The following is a 17,615-nucleotide window of genomic DNA, read 5'->3' as shown; positions in this document are numbered from 1 at the left end:
GTTATTGGTGTACTCCAACCTCTTAGACAGTACGGTTACGTTCGAGTACAAAGCTGCTTGATTGAGGAGCAGAAACATTACCACGAACCCGTATTTGAGTCAGCAATTAGCGTTTGAATGCAGCTACAAAGTCCACAGGTAGTGCATGCGGATTTAAGTTTCAGCCTATGTACCCAAAGGGAAGTTGAAGACCACTCGCGAGCCATCGGGAGCAATGGCTAGCATTTGAACCATGCCGCTTTGGGCCGAGAGCAAGGCAGCTTCTATATCCTTGGGGCTTGCAATAGATTTGCCATTGACGAAGGCGATAATAGTACCGCTCGGAATGCCAAGATGGTCAAAGAAACCATCTTGTCGGACCTCAGTTACCAGCACTCCTGCGCGTAAATTGAGTTGTTGTTTCAGCGAAGCTGGCAGGGGAGCAAAGATGGCCCCGAGCTTGTTGTAGATTTTGTCTAGATCGGCGTTGCTTTTGGCTGCTACTGTGGCTTCCTCTCCCTTTAGCGTAGCCGAAGTAGAACGGGTGTTATTATTACGCCGATAGGTGAGCTTGACAACATCTCCGGGGCGGTGGCGGGCAATGCGCTCCGAAAATTCCGAGGACGAATTTAACGCTACACCATCAATGCTCTGGATGATATCGCCCTGCTGCAAACCAGCGGCAGCCGCAGCACTATTACCAAGCACTCCAGTTATATAAACTCCCTTGACAGCGCCCGGCTCCAAGCCTTGCTGGCGCAGATATTGCGCCTCGGCAGGAGGCGCCGGGAAGGAAACGCCTAACAGCCCACGTTTCACCGAGCCGTATTCCCGCAAATCACCCAGAATCTTTTTGGCTAGATTCACAGGAATAGCAAACGAATACCCGGCATAGCTACCGGTTTGCGAAGCAATAGCCGAGTTGATGCCAATCAATTCGCCGTTGGTGTTAACCAAGGCGCCCCCGCTGTTGCCAGGATTAATAGCCGCATCCGTTTGGATAAAGGATTCCACGCCCGTGTTGCCTGTGGGCTCCGCGTACCCGCCACCATTGCTGCGGCCAGGCCGGTTGATAATGCCAAGGCTACGTGCTTTGGCACTGACAATACCAGCCGTGACGGTTGTATTTAGGGAAAATGGATACCCTACCGCCACCACCCACTCTCCTACTTGCACACTATCAGAATTACCGAGCTGAATGGTAGGCAGATTATCGCCCTTGATTTTGAGCAGAGCCAAGTCGGTGTTCGGGTCCCGGCCAACTAGTTCCGCAGGAAACTGTCGGTTATCTGGCAAAACAACTTCGATGGTGGACGCATTTTCCACCACGTGGTTGTTAGTGGCAATATACCCATTGCTGGCAATAAGTACCCCTGAACCGGATGCCATAGCCGTGCCGCCCCCAGATGGTGAGCCATAAGCTTGGTCGAAAGGACTGCTGTAGTCCTCCGCAGTAGAATATGTAGTCTTGATATGTACGACCGCAGGAGTCGCTGCTTTGGCAGCAGTCACAAAATTGCCAACTCCCGATGAGCTCCTACTTGGCGAACCATTGTCAGCTAGAAATGCAGAAGGATGTCGAGCGTTGGTGTACCGTTCATCCGAGCTTTTTTTGCTGGTGCAACTACTCTCTGTTAGCTGCACGAGGCAAAAGCTACCAGCAAGCAAAAGGATCGTCTGTTTTCTCATTGGGGTTGTTTTACGGATAATGTCAAAACCACTGCTTAACGCCTGAGAAGGAATTACTTTTTCGCAGCGGAGCGGAGAAAACCATTTAAACGTAATTGGACGCATAAGAGGTGCTTACCTATTTGAATTGGCCTCTATTTCTAGCCATATCCCGTAGTTATTTATGAGAAATCCACAGACAAGCTTCGCATAATTGTCGTCATGTTGAAGGCTATTACCGTGTATTCCTTTGATACAGTATACCCTTGTAATAGTCCTGAATAGGTTACTATAGCTTAGCATTGATCACTGGAGCAAATAAAGTAGAGGCACAGAACTCGTGCTGGCAGTTGTCACCATGAGCCACATAAGTATTGACAAGCACACACCTCACTGCGTGAGGTAATTATTATGGGTGAGGACTGATGCAACACCTTAATCCCGAGCAAAACTTCAGTTATGTATGTAACAGCAAACCCGCTGATGTGTGACGTTTATTAATAAGCAAATATTTATAAGTTAAGTTATATTTTGCTTCAGCGCATGGTGGTTGAAAACGAGGCTAATTTGCGGCACACCAAATCCCATATTGGGACAGCATATGTGAGATATTCCTAATTTGAATTACTACACATATAAATTTTCTAAGAATCTGTAAATATTTTTTACTTATTCCTATTCCATATAACTTTATTTGGCTAACAATTCCCGTTGTTGGAGGTGTGATTTGATGTGTTCGTCGGAAACGAGGTGTTTTTACCTGATATGACTTAATCGGTTTGCTATAAATAGCATGCAAATAAGTGCAATTCACTGCTCTATCTTTGCTCTCGTTCTGAAGCACTTACCACACCTCTTGTCCTTTATCCTTATGAAACTCAGCGCTCACCCCTTTCACCCTGTAACCGGCGACCTGCTCCCCTCTTACCGCGACGCGTATCTGCGCGGCGACCTGACCAGCAAGAACACGGCCGCCGTCGACGCCTACCTCAAAGCCAACAGCCAACACGGCGACGCCACGCTGCGCCGCTACTACGAACTCACCCACGCCGGCCATCAGGTACAGGCCCTGGGCTGGGTATCTCGCCAGTTCGAGCTCATCCGCACCGAGCCCCAACGCTTCCGCCGCCGCGCCACCACGCTGGTCGCCGGCAGCGCCCTGCTCGGCGGGGCCGTGTTCGCCGGCACCTCCCTGCCCACCAACGAGCAAGCTACCTCCAGCGTAACTGTTACTGAACTGCCCGCCGAGCTGCTGGCCTCGACCGAGAGCAGCGCCAGTGCCAGTGCTGCCTCGACCCTGCGCCTGAGCAGCGTGCGTGGCCGCATCCTCGATGAGAACGGCAAGCCCCTGGTTGGCGCTACCGTCATCGACAAAGTCAGTGGCCGGGGCGTGAGCACCGACGCAGCGGGCAACTACACCCTGCTCGTGCCGGCCGCGCAGACGCCTGTGTTGCAGTACGGCTATGCCGGCTACAGCGAAGAGGAAGTGCAGCTCACCAGCCGCGGCACCCACAACGTGACGCTGCTGCCCCGCCAAGCTAAAACCAAAAAGCACCACTGGTGGCAGTTCTAGTCGTGAGCGGTACGGGCGGCAGCTTGTAGCCCGTACGTATTCACGACGGCCGTATATCTAGTACGCACTTTCTGCGCATACCTACTGGCCTGTTCTCTTACAAATTTTCAATTTTCTCCTTCTATACTTCTTTACCTCTTTCTTCTGTTTTATGTCTTCTGCTAAGCAAACCGTTAAAGAAATTCTTGCTGAACTCCCCACCCTACTGGCTGTAGCCGTTGTAGAAACGGAAACGGGCATGGCTCTAGCCGCTCATTCCAATATTGCTGATTTCGATATCGATACGGCTGCAGCTTATAACACGGAAGTGGTAAAGCAAAAGTTGAAGGCCATTTCGGCTCTGAAGCTGAACCAGACCATCCAGGATATCCTGCTGACCCTGACCGACCAGTTACACGTGATTAAGCTGTCAACGAAAGGGGACAAGTTTATCTACCTGGCTGTTAATGCCCGCGACACCAACTTGGCTGTTGCTCGTCAGATCCTGAAAGCCCACACTGCTGTCCTGAACTAATACCTCAGCCTAATGAAAAAAGCCGCTAGTTGCACTAGCGGCTTTTTTTGTGCTTATATCAATCCTTGTAGGCGCCAGTAAACGGGTGTTCCCCTCTACCTTATCCTGCTCCAGGAATATGGGGGTCGACTTATTTTGTAAAACCAGTGGAAACTGACAGCTCTTTCCACTGAACCATGTCTTCCTGCAGTGCTTTGATTTTCAGTTCTGTCATGTCGTAGGCGTCTTGGCCCAGTAACAAGTGTAAGGGCGGATTCTCTTCCGCAGCAATTCGGATAAGAGCGGCGGCTCCCTTCTGCGGGTCGCCGGGTTGGTTGCCTTTCACGTGCTGTTGGTGTACGTCTATGGACTCGCGCACTAAGGCATACTCGGCTAGCTGCTGCTGGGAAACTCGCAAAGAATCAGACGAGAGAAAATCGGTGCGGAAGTAGCCTGGCTCTACAATGGTGACTTTGATGCCGAACGGCGCTACTTCGGCCGACAGTGACTCGGATAATCCCTCTACTGCAAACTTGGTGGCGCAGTACACTCCCCAACCGGGAAACGTGCCCAAAATGCCAGCAATAGAGGAGAAGTTGAAAATGTGCCCGGCCTGCTGCTTGCGCAATTGGGGCATCACCTGCCGAATGACATTCAGTGTACCGAATACGTTGACCTCGAAATTTGCTCGCGCTTCCTGATCAGTCAATTCTTCTAGGCTACCGAGTTGTCCGTAGCCCGCGTTATTCACGACTACATCGATTCGTCCGAACTGCTTGATGGTCGCTGCAACAGCTTCGCCTACGCTGGCTTCACTAGCCAAATCGACAGTTAGAGGCAGAAAACTGGCTGATTCAGGGCCGGCAGCCCGGCGCAACTCATCTATGTTGCGGGAGGTAGCCGCTACTCGCTTGCCCTGTTCCAGCAATTGCTTAACTAGTTCCAGTCCGAACCCCTTGGAAGCACCCGTGATAAACCATACGTGCTGCGTTTGTACTTGCGTGTTCATGCTTGTCTGATTGTCCGTTAATTGGCTTGATTGACGACTACAAAGTTCAGTCAACCGGCAGGGTCAGGACTTACCGAATACAAGCGGATACTTACTAAATTCAAACGCGCCGCACGCCAGAAGGAGCAAGACCGGTTTGCTTTTTGAAAAAGTAGGTGAAATGAGCCGGTTCATCGAAGCCGAGGCTGTAGCCGATTTCGGCGATGTTCCAGTCCGTGTGCCGGAGCAACGCGTGGGCTTCGCTGGTCAAACGCTCCGCAATATGCTCAGTGGTAGTTTTACCCGTCGTATCACGCACGCAACGGTTCAGATGGTTAACGTGGACTGCGAGTTGCTGGGCCACGTCGCGGGCCGAGCGCAACCCAAACCGCCGAGACGGGAATTCAATAGGAAACTGCCGTTCGAGGAGTTCGAGGAACACAGCCGTCAGGCGCGACTTAGCATCCGGATGTTGATAGCGGACTTCAGAAGGCCGTAGCTTAAGAGCGTAGTGAATTACTTCTGAAACGTAGTTGCGCAGTAGGTCATACTTCAGAGAGTAATCGGAATTAAGCTCCGTCAACATTTTCTCGTAGAGCGCACTCACTTCCGCATCCTGGGTGGCTGTGAGGGGAAACGCCGTTTCGCCACCGGGCCGAAACAATGGCAGTTCGAGCAGGCTCGGGTTGCCCCATCCGGTGAAGAATTCTTCGCGAAAAATGCAGAAAAAGCCGCTTGTATCGTCGGAGAGGGACTGCCAAGTATACGGCACCTGGGGGTTGAAAAACAGTAGGGTCGGCTCATTTACTGCCAGGCTTTTGTCGGCATAATGGTACACATTGCACCCGCGGATAAGGGTGATTTTATAAAAATCGCGGCGACTGTAGGGCACCGGTTCGGCGCTTGGCGCCATCACATCCTCCAGCCGAAACACGTTGGCTTGACCAATTGCGCTCGGTGAATTGTAAGGCAAAGGCTGGAAGTGGTATCGATAAAACTCGGAAAGGGTTTCAGGCTTTGGCATAGTATAAACTTACCGAATTCAAACTAACCTAGCTACTGGTTTGGCGCCAATTCAGACTGTCCAACTGCTTGTTTCAATAGGTTACAGCAAACCTAGTCAACCCTATTGGCAATGGTAGGATACAGGAAAGCTCTACTACCGTCTTTCTCACTTGATCCTTCAAGTCAAGCCTTTATTTATAGGGCAGTGCATGCCATGGCAGTCAGCGAGCTAGTTCACTGCGTGAACGACTGATTGTCTAAATTCGGCGGGGGTAAGACCTGTTTTATGCTTGAACAGGCGACTGAAGTACGAAGGGTTGTCGAAGCCTAAATAAAAAGCGGTTTCGCGAATGCTTAAGGAAGTGCTGAGGAGTAAGCGTCTAGCTTTTTCGAGTAGTGCATAGTGCAGGTGTTGCTGCGCATTCTGCCCTGTATGCGTGCGCAGCACATCGCCTAGGTAGGCAGGCGATACATGTAGCGCCTCGGCAAAATATTGCACGGTGGGCAAGGGCTGCTCTGCGGCACTATCAAGATAGGTAGCAAGCAGGTCTTCGAAACGGCTAAGCAGGTCGGGCCCGATAGCTGGCTGTGCGGGAAATTGCTGGTAATAAAATCGGCCAGCATATTGCAGCAGCACATCGAGTTGAGTGCTCAGCAGTTGCTGGCTAAAGACGTCGGCAGGTTGCTCACTTTCTTGCCGTAACCCGGTCACGGCGTGGGTCAGCAATTGCTCTTCGGCAGCTGATAAAGACAAGGCTTGCTGCACGCGGTAAGTGAAAAACGGGTAGCCCCCCAGAAACTGTCCCTGCGGGCGACGAACCAGCAAATCGGGGTGAAATACCACCATCCAGCCCTCCGCCTTTCCTGCGGTAGGAGCATCACCCGACGGACAGAATTGCACGGGCTGGCCAGGAGCGTAAAATCCCAGCACACCCTGCCGATAGTCATACACTTGTTGTCCGTAGGAAAGTTGCCCGTGAAAATGCCGCTTCAAAACGATGAGGTAGAGATAGCGCAGAGCAGGTTTGGCGAGCAATTCGGGCACTGGGTACTGAGCCAAGTCAATAACCGTCACGAGCGGATGGCTAGGTGGGGCAAAGCCATAATGCTGCGTGAAGTCGGCTACTGTTTCTAAGACGGCAAAGCGGGCCGTTGAGGCTTTCATAGGTATGGGAGAACGTTGCTACTACGAAGTTGACATTTTGTGCGCTGAGCCTAGAGGTCAGCAGCTAGCAATCCGCAGGTTGTTACAACAAGGTACTTGGACAACGTGTTTTATCGGCATAGGCTCCGTGTCTTAAATCTTCTGCTTTTCCATTACCCACTGTTTCATTTAGCCTTGCATACAAGCTTGTTCGGCCAAAGAGCCACTGCCCAACATGCAGCTGAAAACAGACTTGTTATGTTAGGCAACCTGTACCTGCTTACGTTTATTTATCAGCGAGTGTCTTGCAAATTCAGCTTGTCTCAAGGGTACAACTGCAAACTGGCGTGTACTAAAAGTCACTCACACCCCATGACACATGCTCATAGAACGTGTGTCATGGGGTGTGAGTGGATTCGGCAAGTAGAAACATTGATGCGCTTACCGTGGCACACTGCTTAGTTTACACACGCATGAATCAAAATGGTTTACTATGAGCTTTTAGCTGAGGTTATCTAACTCCTGCATATCCTGCGCGGTCAGTTGTATGGAAGCAGACTGCATGTTCTCTTCTAAGTGAGCTAGGCTAGTGGTACCAGGAATAGGTAAAATGTTAGGCGCATGATGCAGCAGCCAGCTTAGGGCAAGCTGACGCACCGACACTTGGTACCGTGCGGCTATGCGTTGCACCCTGTCGGTTTCCTGCACTTTGCCCCCGCCAATAGGAAACCACGGAATAAAGGCAATACCCTGCTCGCGGCAGTAGTCCAGCACCGGTTCCGATGCCCGGTCAAATAGGCTATAGCGGTTCTGAACCGAAACCACTGGGAAATACCGCTGAGCCAGTTGAATATCAGCCACCGATACTTCGGACAGTCCTAAGTGCCGCACTAGGCCCTGGCGCTGGAAATCAGCCAACGCCGTGAACGTGCGCTCGGCCGGCACGCGAGGGTCGATGCGGTGCAGTTGGTACAGGTCGATGCGCTCTAGCTTGAGGCGGCGCAAACTGCCAGCTAGGGCATCGTGCAAGTGCTGCGGCGTGCCATCGAGCAGCACGCCCTCTGGGCCAGGGCCAAAGCGTACACACCCGCCCTTGGTGCCGATCACCAACCCATTTGCATAGGAATGCAGGGCCTCGGCCAACAATTCTTCCGACACGAAAGGGCCGTACATATCAGCTGTGTCAATGAAGGTAACGCCGAGCTCCACTGCCTTCTGCAACAGCGCGAGCATAGCGGGCCTGTCAGACGGTGGACCCCAAAGGCCCGGCCCCGGAATGCGCATCGCGCCAAAGCCGAGCCGGTTAACCGGTAAGTCGCCTCCGATTGAAAAGGTAGTTTCCGCAGGCAATATGTTGTTCATGAGTGAGAGTAGTTGAGTAGTGAGTTGCTGCTATAGCAGCATTGCGGAGGCAAAATTCGGCTATCAGGTAGCTGGTCGAGCTATCCAAATTCCGGTTTGTATGCCACAAATTGTGGAACAAGCCGACTGGTATCCGTTGCTAGAATAGATAGGAGATGCTTAGTAGTAAGGCTCTCGTCCCCAACTACTTTTCGTATTGCTACCTAAAGTTGCTTGGTCAATGTAATGCCTTCAGCCAGTCAAAGCCGGTTGAAATTTCTTCTCAAAAGAACCTACTTGACACTGCACCGCCCGCCAAGTCAGCGCCTAATTTCTCGCCGGAAACAGTCAACAAGAGAGGCGCGGTTTACATCAATATAGCCTGCTAGTTGTACGAGCACCCTAGTGACGCAGAAGGCACGCAACTCAACCAATAGGCAAATAGAAAAAACGAGCCTTTTATCTATAATATACCAAAACAATGAGACATATAAGTAGCAATAAAATTTGCACCCTATCTAGAAGTAAAGCATCAATTTGAAGCCAGCTCATACCAATATTTTACTCTAGCTGGCTGGACAGACTTTTTGCCGAAGTGCTAGCTGCTCCTGTATCTAACTGACACCTGTTAAACTCAGATTTACCAACCGTCAGTCTCATTTAAGGCAATTCTTCGCTTCAACACCTTGAAATGTTGCTAATAGCTTTTAGCTTGCTTCTGGAAAAGTAAAATCAACCTCAACTTATTCTATAGATGGTGTAGCTCTACAGAAACGGCTTCTTATTTCGCAGCAATGAATACTTTATTAATCGCCTTGCTCCACAAATGTTGCTGTAGGGCCGGCGTTATAACTAACTCAACCGTATACAAGTACACTTTCTGCTCTCCTATCTCTTCATAACACCTTCCTTGCCTACTTATTTTATGCAGCAAACTATACACTTCCAACTGCAGCAAACCCTAGCACGTCTGCAAGCACAACCAGTTCCGCTCCATGAGGCGGAAGACCAATTTGGCCTTCGGGTGCGACTTTCCACAACCATTCGGAACCTACGCGACTTGTACATGCAGGAGCTTCCTGCCCGGCAGCGCTACTCACTGCTGCAGAACCTTAATTTGTTGGAACAACAGGCGCTGGTTCTGGCACCTCCCGGTAAGGTTGCACTCAGTACGTGGCAGTTTCTACACACCTCTCTTCAAAGGACGATTAAAGACACTTTAGTTGTTATTACAACTGCTCATCGGAAGCAAGTGCCCGCCTCTACGCCTCTAGCAATGGAGTCTAGAGCGAAAACTATGGGCGAGTGAGGATACTTTTAAGGTGTACACTGCACTTGTGGCTTCGTGCAGGCTAGCTGACCGAACCAAGTTCTGCCCCTTTTTACAATTGAGCTGTTTCTACTGCTTTGTACGTGGCCAGTTCTGAGCTTTGAGCACGTTAGATCGTCTCATCGAGTTGAAAGCACACTGCTTTCTGCTGCTGACAAGTAAGCGTTGTACGAGAACCTTGCCTCAACCATTAAAACGTTGTGCAAGCTATATCCAGACGGTATTTCCTATCCTTGCTGTATGGGTTCGTGCACCATCTGCATGGATAGAACGACAATTTTTGTCCGTTACCCAAGCGCTGATGTCTCGTCTGCCTTCACAGGCGAGATGTGCATAAAGCTCTGTAAGAAGTCATCACCGCTACACTAGGTGATGTAGCGCAAGCTCATGGGTATGCTAGCCACTTGGTTGTGCACTGCTTTCGCTAGCTCGACAAGAATATCCTATTTCGAGTTGTAGAGATATTAACAATGCCTTTTCACAGAGTATAACAAAAGCCAGCTAAATTATGTATATACATTTAATGTACGTACATTTGTATAGTTAAAGGCTTATAGTAGTACTTAAATTAACGTATCATGGAAATTGGCATTGATAGTTTCGCTTCGCACCTACTGAGCAACAACAGCGGCACCACCTTGAGCGGTGCAGAGGCCATGGGCCAATTACTCGACCGCATCGAGCGGGCTGACCAAGTAGGACTTGATGTGTTCGGCATCGGCGAGCACCACCGGGTTGAGTATTTAGATTCCGCTCCGGCGGTCATTTTGGCGGCGGCCGCCGCCCGCACCAAGCGTATTCGCCTGACCAGCGCCGTGACCGTGCTTAGCGCCGCCGACCCGGTGCGCGTGTTTCAGGAGTTTGCCACGCTAGATTTGATTTCGCAAGGCCGCGCCGAAATGGTGGTGGGACGTGGTTCATCCATTGAAGCATTCCCGCTGTTCGGGTTCAACCTCGACGATTACGACGAGCTGTTTGCTGAAAAGCTCGACTTGCTTTTAGCTCTCCGTAAAACAGAAAAGATTTATTGGTCGGGACAGTTTCGGCCTGCTCTGAACGGGCAAGGAGTATATCCGCGGCCAATGCAAGCACAGTTGCCCATCTGGTTGGGAGTTGGCGGCACGCCTGAGTCGTTTGTGCGGGCTGGTATGCTAGGCTTGCCGCTGATGGTGGCCATCATTGGGGGCGATACCCACCGTTTCCGGCCGCTCGTAGACCTTTACCGCGAAGCTGGCCGCCGGGCGGGTTTTACCCCCGAGCAACTGCCTGTGGGTCTGCATTCCCTTGGCTACGTGGCAGAAACTACACCGGAAGCGCACGAGGCTTTTTTTCCGGGATACGCTCGTACCTTCTCTGCCCGCGCCAAAGAGCGAGGCGGAATGCCCGTCACCCGGCCGCAGTTTGACGCGCAAGTAGGTCCACGTGGGGCATTACTAGTGGGTAGCCCCGAAGAAGTAGCGGCCAAGATTTTGCGGCACAGCGAAGCGCTAGGTGGTATCTCCCGAGTCACCTTCCAAATGGACGTAGCTACTCTGCCGCACGCCAATATTATGAAGGCCGTCGAGCTGCTTGGCACGCGTGTAGCACCCTTATTGCGCCAGGCTAACACACCAGTGGCACTCTAATCCACACTTATTGCAGTCTGCGGCCTACCTGGTATAGATTCTGCCGTCTTCAGCAAGATTGATCTTAGCCCAGGTTGACTACTTGGCTACAGCATGCAGAGAATAAGGCTGTTTAAGCTCTAGGATTTCACCTGTAGAAAAAAGGAAGTCATGAAACTATGTATGTACATTATATGTATATACATCAACAAGCCGCTGTACTTGCGCTTCGTTGAGGAGCAATTCATTTGCCGACCTCATTTTCTTAAAGACTACTTGTAATCTAAGTCATTATGAACGTTTTGTTGATCAAAGGCACCCCGAAGTCTGCAGAGGCATCTGTGTCGCTACAAATGGCACAAGCCTACGTCGAAACCTATCAAGCCAATCATCCTGTTGCTGAAGTAGCAGTGCTTGACCTTTATGCCGATGAGGTACCGTTGTTGGACGAGGATGTATTCAGCGGTTGGGGAAAGCTTGCTGCCCAGCAACCTCTCACTGCTGTGGAAAGCCACAAAGTGCAGCGTCTAAGTAACCTAGTGGATCAGTTCCTGGCAGTTGACACGGTGGTATTTGCCTTGCCTATGTGGAACTTCGGCTATCCGCCCATGGTGAAAGCCTACCTCGACGCCATAGCCGTGGCCGGCAAAACTTTCCGTTACACCGCAGAGGGACCAGTAGGTCTGGCTGGCAACAAGCAGGTGGTGGTGTGCGAGGCCCGCGGCGGCATTTATAGCAGTGGCCCAGCCCAGGCCATGGAGCACACTAGCAGCTACCTGACCACGTTCCTGAGCTTTATCGGCATCACTGACGTGCAACTTATCTTGGCCGAAGGCTTGGCTATGGATGCAACTCAACTTCCGGCCCGGCGCCAAGAGGCAGTTGAGCGGGCACGCCAAGCAGCTACTCCTCAAGCAGTAGCTGCATAAGCATCCACACGTATTGCCTTTGCTGAACATACGTTTCTGATTAAGCGAAATAATTGCTCTTGCCTGTGCATCAACCATAGGCATAGGGCTACAAGAAAAGGTCCCGCTCTATGCATAGAGCGGGACCTTTTGCTTAGTAACGTGCTTACGTGGTTGGCCATACTATCCATGAAAGCTAATCGACCTCTGTAGATCCATAGTAAGCCTTTCCAATTATACCGCATATACCACACAGCTATTTGCTACTTCAAGCACGTTACCTTATTCAACCAACTTGGTAGTTGAACAAGACTTGCCATAGTCCCGGTGGTGAAACGCAAATTTTCTCTGTCGAATTATTGTAACAGATCAGGCCTGCCTGGGGCGTTTTTCAAGTAGTAGACCCAACTATATAGGCTGACGCCCTATCTTTGCGCTTGAAATGAAAGCGGCCCTTGCACTTTTTCTGAGCCTAATCATGTTCGTGGGTGGCCTCATGCCACACAACGATGTGGAGGAACTGGGCAAGCTGCCGCAGCTACTGGAGCATTTCCAATACCACCAAACTCCTCAGGGTGGCTCGATGTCTTTCCGCCAATTCCTGAGTGCTCATTACAACTTGGGAGGCTCCACCATCCAGCAGTGCCCGCCCTCAACGGAACACGACCAGCTGCCCTTGCATGGGCAGCACCGCTTGCCTAATCTGGAGTACGTGGTTCCCGCCACTCGGCTGCTGACTCAGCAGCTCCCTCTGTCTTGGCGCACCGCCGCTTACCGGTTGGCCTCACCCCCACGCTACCTCGACGCAGAAGGCGCTGCCCTTCTCCAGCCGCCTCGAGCTTAAGTTTCAGGGCCTGACTGGCAGACGTGTGCCCACACCACAATGTGGTCGGCAATGTCGCGCCAGTGTCCTTGTTCGCGGCTGTTTCTTTTGTTGCCTGCTTGTGCTCCGAGCCTGTATCGGTAAGATTCCGCGCACTATGCTCCCGCTGGCCCCGGGCAGTAGGCATTCCTTTTCTTTATTGTTGTTGCGTCTGCTTGCCCAGTACGGGCAAGACTCGAAGTCGGGCCCTGCGCTTTTCGCGTGGCCTTCTTCGCCGCGTAGAGCTTGCCTTGCGCCAGCCCAGACGCTAATTCCTACCACATGCTTTCATCCATCATTGCGGCCAGCATCCGCAACAAGCTCTTCGTGGTCTTGCTCGTAGTGGGACTAATTGCGTGGGGAGGTTACTCGGCCGTGCACTTGCCGCTGGATGCCATTCCCGACATCACCAACAACCAGGTACAAGTCCTGACTCAGTCGCCGGCGCTGGCTGCTCAGGAAGTGGAGCAACTGCTTACCGTGCCACTGGAACTGCAACTACGGACCGTGCCCGGCGTGAAGGAAATACGCTCCACCTCCCGTTTCGGCCTTTCGGTTATTACGGTGGTATTCGACGATGAGGCCGACACCTACCGCAACCGCCAACTAGTGGCCGAGAAACTAAAAGCGGCTGAAGGCAACCTGGGAGCCGACGTCGGCAGCCCAGAAATGGGCCCAATTTCCACCGGCCTCGGCGAAATTTTTCAATACTCGCTGCGCGTGGAGCCCGGTTACGAGCAGAAGTTCTCACTGGCCGCGCTGCGCGATTTGCAGGACTGGGTGGTGAAGCGGCAGCTTGCCAGCGTGCCGGGCGTGGTCGACGTGAGCAGCTTCGGGGGCTACGTGCGTCAGTACGAGGTGAGCGTCAACCCCGACCGCCTCAACGCGGCGGGTGTGAGCATGGCCGAACTATTTCGGGCCCTGCAGGCCAACAACGCCAACACCGGCGGCAGTTACCTCGAGCGGGGACCCAACGCCTACTTTATCCGCGGCGAAGGTCGCGTCAGCACCCTACAGGACATCGGCACCATCGTGGTGAAGCAGTCGGGCACGACACCGCTGCTGGTGCGCGACGTGGCCGAGGTGGGCTTCGGCCACGCCATGCGCTACGGGGCCATGACCCGCGACGGCAAAGGCGAAACCGTGGGTGGCATTGTGCTTATGCTCAAGGGCGCCTCGTCAGAAGAAACCATTCAGGGCGTGAAAGCCAAGGTGGCTGAAATCCAGCGTACGCTGCCCAAGGGCGTAACCATCGACCCGTTTCTAGACCGCACCAAGCTTATTGACAAGGCTATACATACCGTCAGCAAGAATTTAATTGAAGGCGGCGTCATCGTCGTGGTTGTGTTGCTGGTGCTACTCGGCAACCTGCGGGCGGGCCTTGTGGTGGCCAGCATGATACCGCTGTGCATGCTGTTCGCGCTTGGACTGATGAGCGCCTTTGGGGTGTCGGCCAACCTAATGTCGCTGGGTGCCCTAGACTTCGGCCTCATTGTCGACGGGGCTGTGATTATTGTGGAAGCCATGATATTTCAACTGGTTCACCACCGGGCGCAGTCGGCGCACGAAACCATGGATCAGGTGGCTGAAGGAGCCGCTACGCGCATGATGCGCTCGGCCTTGTTTGGGCAGCTCATCATCCTGATTGTATACTTCCCCATACTGGCCCTGACCGGCATCGAAGGCAAAATGTTTCGGCCTATGGCCCTCACGGTGAGCTTCGCCATTTTGGGGGCCATGCTGTTGTGCTTGACTTATGTGCCGGCAGTGGCGGCTTGGGCTTTGCGCAAAAACATCAAGGAGGAAGGCACCCTAGCCGACCGCATTATGAAGTTCTTGTTCCGGGGCTACCAGCCGCTTATTCACGGGGCGCTGCGTTTGCGCGGAGTAGTAGTGGGCGGGGCGGTGGGCCTGCTCGTGCTGGCTGCCGTCATCTTCCTGCGAATGGGCGGGGAGTTTGTGCCCCAGCTCGATGAGGGCGACTTTGCCGTGTACGTGGGCATCAAGCCGGGCAGTTCCCTTTCCCAGACCATTGCCACCACCACGCAAGTCCAGAAGATACTGCTAGACAAGTTTCCGGAAGTCGAGCAAGTAGTAGGCAAAGTGGGCACCTCGGAAATTCCCACCGATCCCATGTCGCTGGAAGACTCCGACCAGATTGTGGTGCTTAAAGACCAGAGTAAATGGACTTCGGCTCACTCGCGCGAAGAGTTGGCGGGCAAGATGAACGAGGCGTTGGCGGGTATTCCGGGCATCACCCTCGAGTTTCAGCAGCCTATCCAAATGCGCTTCAACGAGTTGATTTCCGGCTCGAAGTCCGACATCAGCATCAAAATCTACGGCGACGATCTGGACGTGCTCTATGACAAAGCCAACCAGGCGGCTACGCTAATCAGGCCGCTGCCCGGCGTGGGCGACCTAAAGGTCGAGCAAATTGTGGCGCTGCCGCAGATGCGCGTGCTTTACGACCGGCAGAAGCTAGCCCAATACGGCCTGAATGTGGCCGACCTGAACGCGCTGGTGCGGGCCTCTTTTGCTGGTGACGTGGCCGGGCAGGTGTACGAGGGCGAGCGACGCTACGACTTGGTGGTGCGCCTCGACTCCACCAGCCGCCGGGGCTTGCAGGACCTCAATAGCCTGTACGTGGACTTGCCGGGCGGCGGAAAAATACCGCTGTCGGAAGTGGCGACGGTGGCTTTCCGCAATGCCCCCGCCCAGGTGTCGCGCGACGATGCCCGCCGGCGCATCAACATTGGCGTGAACGTGCGCAACCGCGACGTGGAAAGCTTGGTGCGTGATATTCAGCAGAAACTAACCAAGAGCCTGCCGCTGCCCACGGGCTATACTTTAAGCTACGGTGGGCAGTTCGAGAACTTGCAGCAAGCCAAGGCCCGCTTGCAAGTGGCTGTGCCAGTGGCATTGGGGCTAATTTTCCTGTTGCTCTACCTCTCCTTCCGCTCGGTGAAGCAGGCCGCGCTGATTTTCACCGGCATTCCGCTGGCGGCCATCGGCGGCATTTTGGCGTTGTGGCTGCGGGGTATGCCTTTCAGTATCTCGGCCGGCGTAGGCTTTATTGCGCTGTTTGGGGTGGCCGTGCTCAACGGTATAGTGCTGCTGGCCAGCGTAAACGAGTTTGCGCAGGCCGGCGTGGATAGCGTACGGGAACGGGTACTTGAAGCGACCACCGAGCGGTTCCGGCCGGTGCTGCTCACGGCCTCGGTGGCAGCACTGGGCTTCTTGCCTATGGCTTTGTCGACGGCGGCCGGGGCCGAGGTGCAGAAGCCACTGGCGACGGTGGTTATCGGCGGCTTGCTTTCGGCTACCCTACTCACATTGGTGCTACTGCCGGTGCTCTACACCGTCTTCACCAAGGACGGGGAGCCGAGCCCCACCGAAGTCGACGAGCCCGCCGAAGCGCCAACTCACCATGCCGTGGCAGGGTCCGCATTGCGTAGCATATTGCTCGTGGGGCTGGGCTTGAGCTTGCTCGGGCTAACTATTCCGACTCAAGCTCAGACGAGGCCTACCGCCGCCCGGCCTACGCCGCTGGCTCCGGGTACGCCGCTCACCCTGGTGCAGGCGCTACAAACAGGCTTGCAGCAAAATCTGCTGGTGGAATCAGCTACGCTGGAAGTTAGCCGGCAGCGTGCCTTAACGCGCACGGGCTATGATATTCCGCGCACGCTGGTCGATTTTCAGTACGGCAAAATTCAGGGGCCGCTCAACGACCGGACGGTGAACATCATTCAGCAAACTTCGCTGCCTATGGTGTATGCCGCCCAGCGCCAACTGTTAGAAAGCCAGGTGCTAACCGCCGAGCAGCGCGGCCGGGTGCAGCGCCGACAACTCACCCAGCAAATTCGTAGCGCCTACTATCAGCTGCTGACCGACTACCGCCGCACGGCCCTACTACGTCGGCAGGATAGCCTTTACCGCCGGGCCGCCCGGGCCGCCGAAGTGCGCTACCGCACCGGCGAAACCAACCGCCTCGAGCAGGTATCGGCTTCGGCCCGCTCGCTGGAGCTACGCAACCGCCTGGCCACCTTGCGCACGCAGGTACAGGTGCAGCGCCAGCAACTCGGCGTGCTGCTGGGCGCTGGCAACAACCCAATATCCATCGACACCACCACCCAGTTGCTGGCGCCATTTACTGCTGCCGACACCGCCGGCCTCAGCCCTGACGCTAACCCAACGCTGGCAGTGCTACGGCAGGAAGTAGCCGTGAGTCAGCAGCAAACCAAAGTCGAGCAGCTGCGCCGCCTGCCTGATCTGCGGGCGGGCTATTTCAATCAGACCATCAACCAGGAAGGCGGCTACAACGTCGGGCAAGTGGGGCTGTCGTTGCCACTGCTAGGCGGCGTGCAGAAAAACCGGGTGGCCGCCGCCCGCGTGGCCGAGCAGGCCGCCGCTACGCAACTTTCCTACGCTACGGTGCAGTTGCAGGGACAATTGGCTGGTTTGCGTCAGCAACTCGTCCGGGCCCAGGCGTCGGTAGCTTACTACGAGCAAACAGCTCTGCCGCAGGCCCGACTCATTCTTACCACCGCCGAGAAAAGCTTACGCGCCGGCGACATCGACTACGTTACGTACGTGGTGAACACCGAGCCGGCCTGGCAGATTCAGGCCGCTTACCTCGACCAAGCCACCCAATACAATGAGCTGGTTTTTGCCTTACAGGCACTAGCCGGACCGGATGTTCAATAGCGCCCGTGGCGGCCTC

At 53.9% G+C, this 17,615-nt stretch carries 11 protein-coding genes; 6 read left to right on the top strand and 5 right to left on the bottom strand.

Going from position 1 to position 17,615, the window contains the following annotated elements; translation table 11 throughout:
* Positions 1-165 precede the first annotated feature (165 nt).
* Positions 166-1,368 carry a trypsin-like peptidase domain-containing protein gene (locus P1X16_RS30540; protein ID WP_277236564.1) on the bottom strand — a complete coding sequence of 401 codons (1,203 nt, stop codon included), beginning with the start codon at positions 1,366-1,368 and terminating at the stop codon, positions 166-168.
* A gap of 1,150 nt (positions 1,369-2,518) precedes the next feature.
* On the opposite strand from P1X16_RS30540, the gene P1X16_RS30535 reads away from it, so the two are divergent.
* Together P1X16_RS30535 and P1X16_RS30530 are read left to right on the top strand one after the other, a co-directional pair.
* Positions 2,519-3,220 carry a carboxypeptidase-like regulatory domain-containing protein gene (locus tag P1X16_RS30535; RefSeq protein ID WP_277236563.1) on the top strand — a complete coding sequence of 234 codons (702 nt, stop codon included), beginning with the start codon at positions 2,519-2,521 and terminating at the stop codon, positions 3,218-3,220.
* A 151-nt stretch (positions 3,221-3,371) separates the two neighbouring features.
* Positions 3,372-3,734 carry a hypothetical protein gene (locus P1X16_RS30530; protein WP_245126500.1) on the top strand — a complete coding sequence of 121 codons (363 nt, stop codon included), beginning with the start codon at positions 3,372-3,374 and terminating at the stop codon, positions 3,732-3,734.
* 130 nt (positions 3,735-3,864) lie between these two features.
* Here P1X16_RS30530 and P1X16_RS30525 read toward each other — a convergent pair whose 3' ends face one another.
* The 4 genes from P1X16_RS30525 to P1X16_RS30510 all read right to left on the bottom strand — a co-directional run bounded on the left by P1X16_RS30525 (position 3,865) and on the right by P1X16_RS30510 (position 8,212).
* A complete protein-coding gene (locus tag P1X16_RS30525) occupies positions 3,865-4,722 on the bottom strand; it encodes an oxidoreductase (RefSeq protein WP_277236562.1) in 858 nt (285 codons plus the stop codon).
* A 100-nt stretch (positions 4,723-4,822) separates the two neighbouring features.
* Positions 4,823-5,725: an AraC family transcriptional regulator gene (locus tag P1X16_RS30520; protein WP_277236561.1), complete on the bottom strand. Its 903-nt coding sequence runs from the start codon at positions 5,723-5,725 to the stop codon at positions 4,823-4,825.
* 210 nt (positions 5,726-5,935) lie between these two features.
* Positions 5,936-6,871, bottom strand: a complete 936-nt coding sequence (locus tag P1X16_RS30515; protein WP_277236560.1) for a helix-turn-helix domain-containing protein — start codon at positions 6,869-6,871, stop codon at positions 5,936-5,938.
* Positions 6,872-7,351: 480 nt separating this feature from the next.
* Positions 7,352-8,212, bottom strand: coding sequence for an aldo/keto reductase (locus P1X16_RS30510; protein ID WP_277236559.1), 861 nt, complete (start codon positions 8,210-8,212; stop codon positions 7,352-7,354).
* 1,887 nt (positions 8,213-10,099) lie between these two features.
* Between P1X16_RS30510 and P1X16_RS30505 the strand changes: the two genes are divergently transcribed.
* The 4 genes from P1X16_RS30505 (at position 10,100) to P1X16_RS30490 (ending at position 17,599) form a co-directional block, all read left to right on the top strand.
* Positions 10,100-11,146: an LLM class flavin-dependent oxidoreductase gene (locus P1X16_RS30505; protein ID WP_277236558.1), complete on the top strand. Its 1,047-nt coding sequence runs from the start codon at positions 10,100-10,102 to the stop codon at positions 11,144-11,146.
* Between the two features lie 272 nt (positions 11,147-11,418).
* The gene (locus P1X16_RS30500) at positions 11,419-12,054 is read left to right on the top strand and encodes an NAD(P)H-dependent oxidoreductase (RefSeq protein WP_277236557.1); all 636 of its coding nucleotides are present in this window, start codon (positions 11,419-11,421) and stop codon (positions 12,052-12,054) included.
* A gap of 421 nt (positions 12,055-12,475) precedes the next feature.
* Positions 12,476-12,877 (top strand): hypothetical protein, encoded by a 402-nt coding sequence (locus P1X16_RS30495; protein ID WP_277236556.1) that lies wholly within the window; start codon positions 12,476-12,478, stop codon positions 12,875-12,877.
* 300 nt (positions 12,878-13,177) lie between these two features.
* A complete protein-coding gene (locus P1X16_RS30490; protein ID WP_277236555.1) occupies positions 13,178-17,599 on the top strand; it encodes a CusA/CzcA family heavy metal efflux RND transporter in 4,422 nt (1,473 codons plus the stop codon).
* Positions 17,600-17,615 lie beyond the last annotated feature (16 nt).

Source organism: Hymenobacter sp. YC55 (assembly GCF_029433095.1).
GTDB lineage: Bacteria > Bacteroidota > Bacteroidia > Cytophagales > Hymenobacteraceae > Hymenobacter.
Note: the sequence above shows the minus strand (reverse complement) of the source record. Positions and strands in the feature narration are given on the sequence as shown.

Bases quoted from the DNA above. Each gene is read 5' to 3' on its own strand.
- P1X16_RS30540 (WP_277236564.1), bottom strand. From the start codon at position 1,368: ATGGCATCCGGTTCAGGGGTACTTATTGCCAGCAATGGGTATATTGCC.
- P1X16_RS30535 (WP_277236563.1), top strand. From the start codon at position 2,519: ATGAAACTCAGCGCTCACCCCTTTCACCCTGTAACCGGCGACCTGCTC.
- P1X16_RS30530 (WP_245126500.1), top strand. From the start codon at position 3,372: ATGTCTTCTGCTAAGCAAACCGTTAAAGAAATTCTTGCTGAACTCCCC.
- P1X16_RS30525 (WP_277236562.1), bottom strand. From the start codon at position 4,722: ATGAACACGCAAGTACAAACGCAGCACGTATGGTTTATCACGGGTGCT.
- P1X16_RS30520 (WP_277236561.1), bottom strand. From the start codon at position 5,725: ATGCCAAAGCCTGAAACCCTTTCCGAGTTTTATCGATACCACTTCCAG.
- P1X16_RS30515 (WP_277236560.1), bottom strand. From the start codon at position 6,871: ATGAAAGCCTCAACGGCCCGCTTTGCCGTCTTAGAAACAGTAGCCGAC.
- P1X16_RS30510 (WP_277236559.1), bottom strand. From the start codon at position 8,212: ATGAACAACATATTGCCTGCGGAAACTACCTTTTCAATCGGAGGCGAC.
- P1X16_RS30505 (WP_277236558.1), top strand. From the start codon at position 10,100: ATGGAAATTGGCATTGATAGTTTCGCTTCGCACCTACTGAGCAACAAC.
- P1X16_RS30500 (WP_277236557.1), top strand. From the start codon at position 11,419: ATGAACGTTTTGTTGATCAAAGGCACCCCGAAGTCTGCAGAGGCATCT.
- P1X16_RS30495 (WP_277236556.1), top strand. From the start codon at position 12,476: ATGAAAGCGGCCCTTGCACTTTTTCTGAGCCTAATCATGTTCGTGGGT.
- P1X16_RS30490 (WP_277236555.1), top strand. From the start codon at position 13,178: ATGCTTTCATCCATCATTGCGGCCAGCATCCGCAACAAGCTCTTCGTG.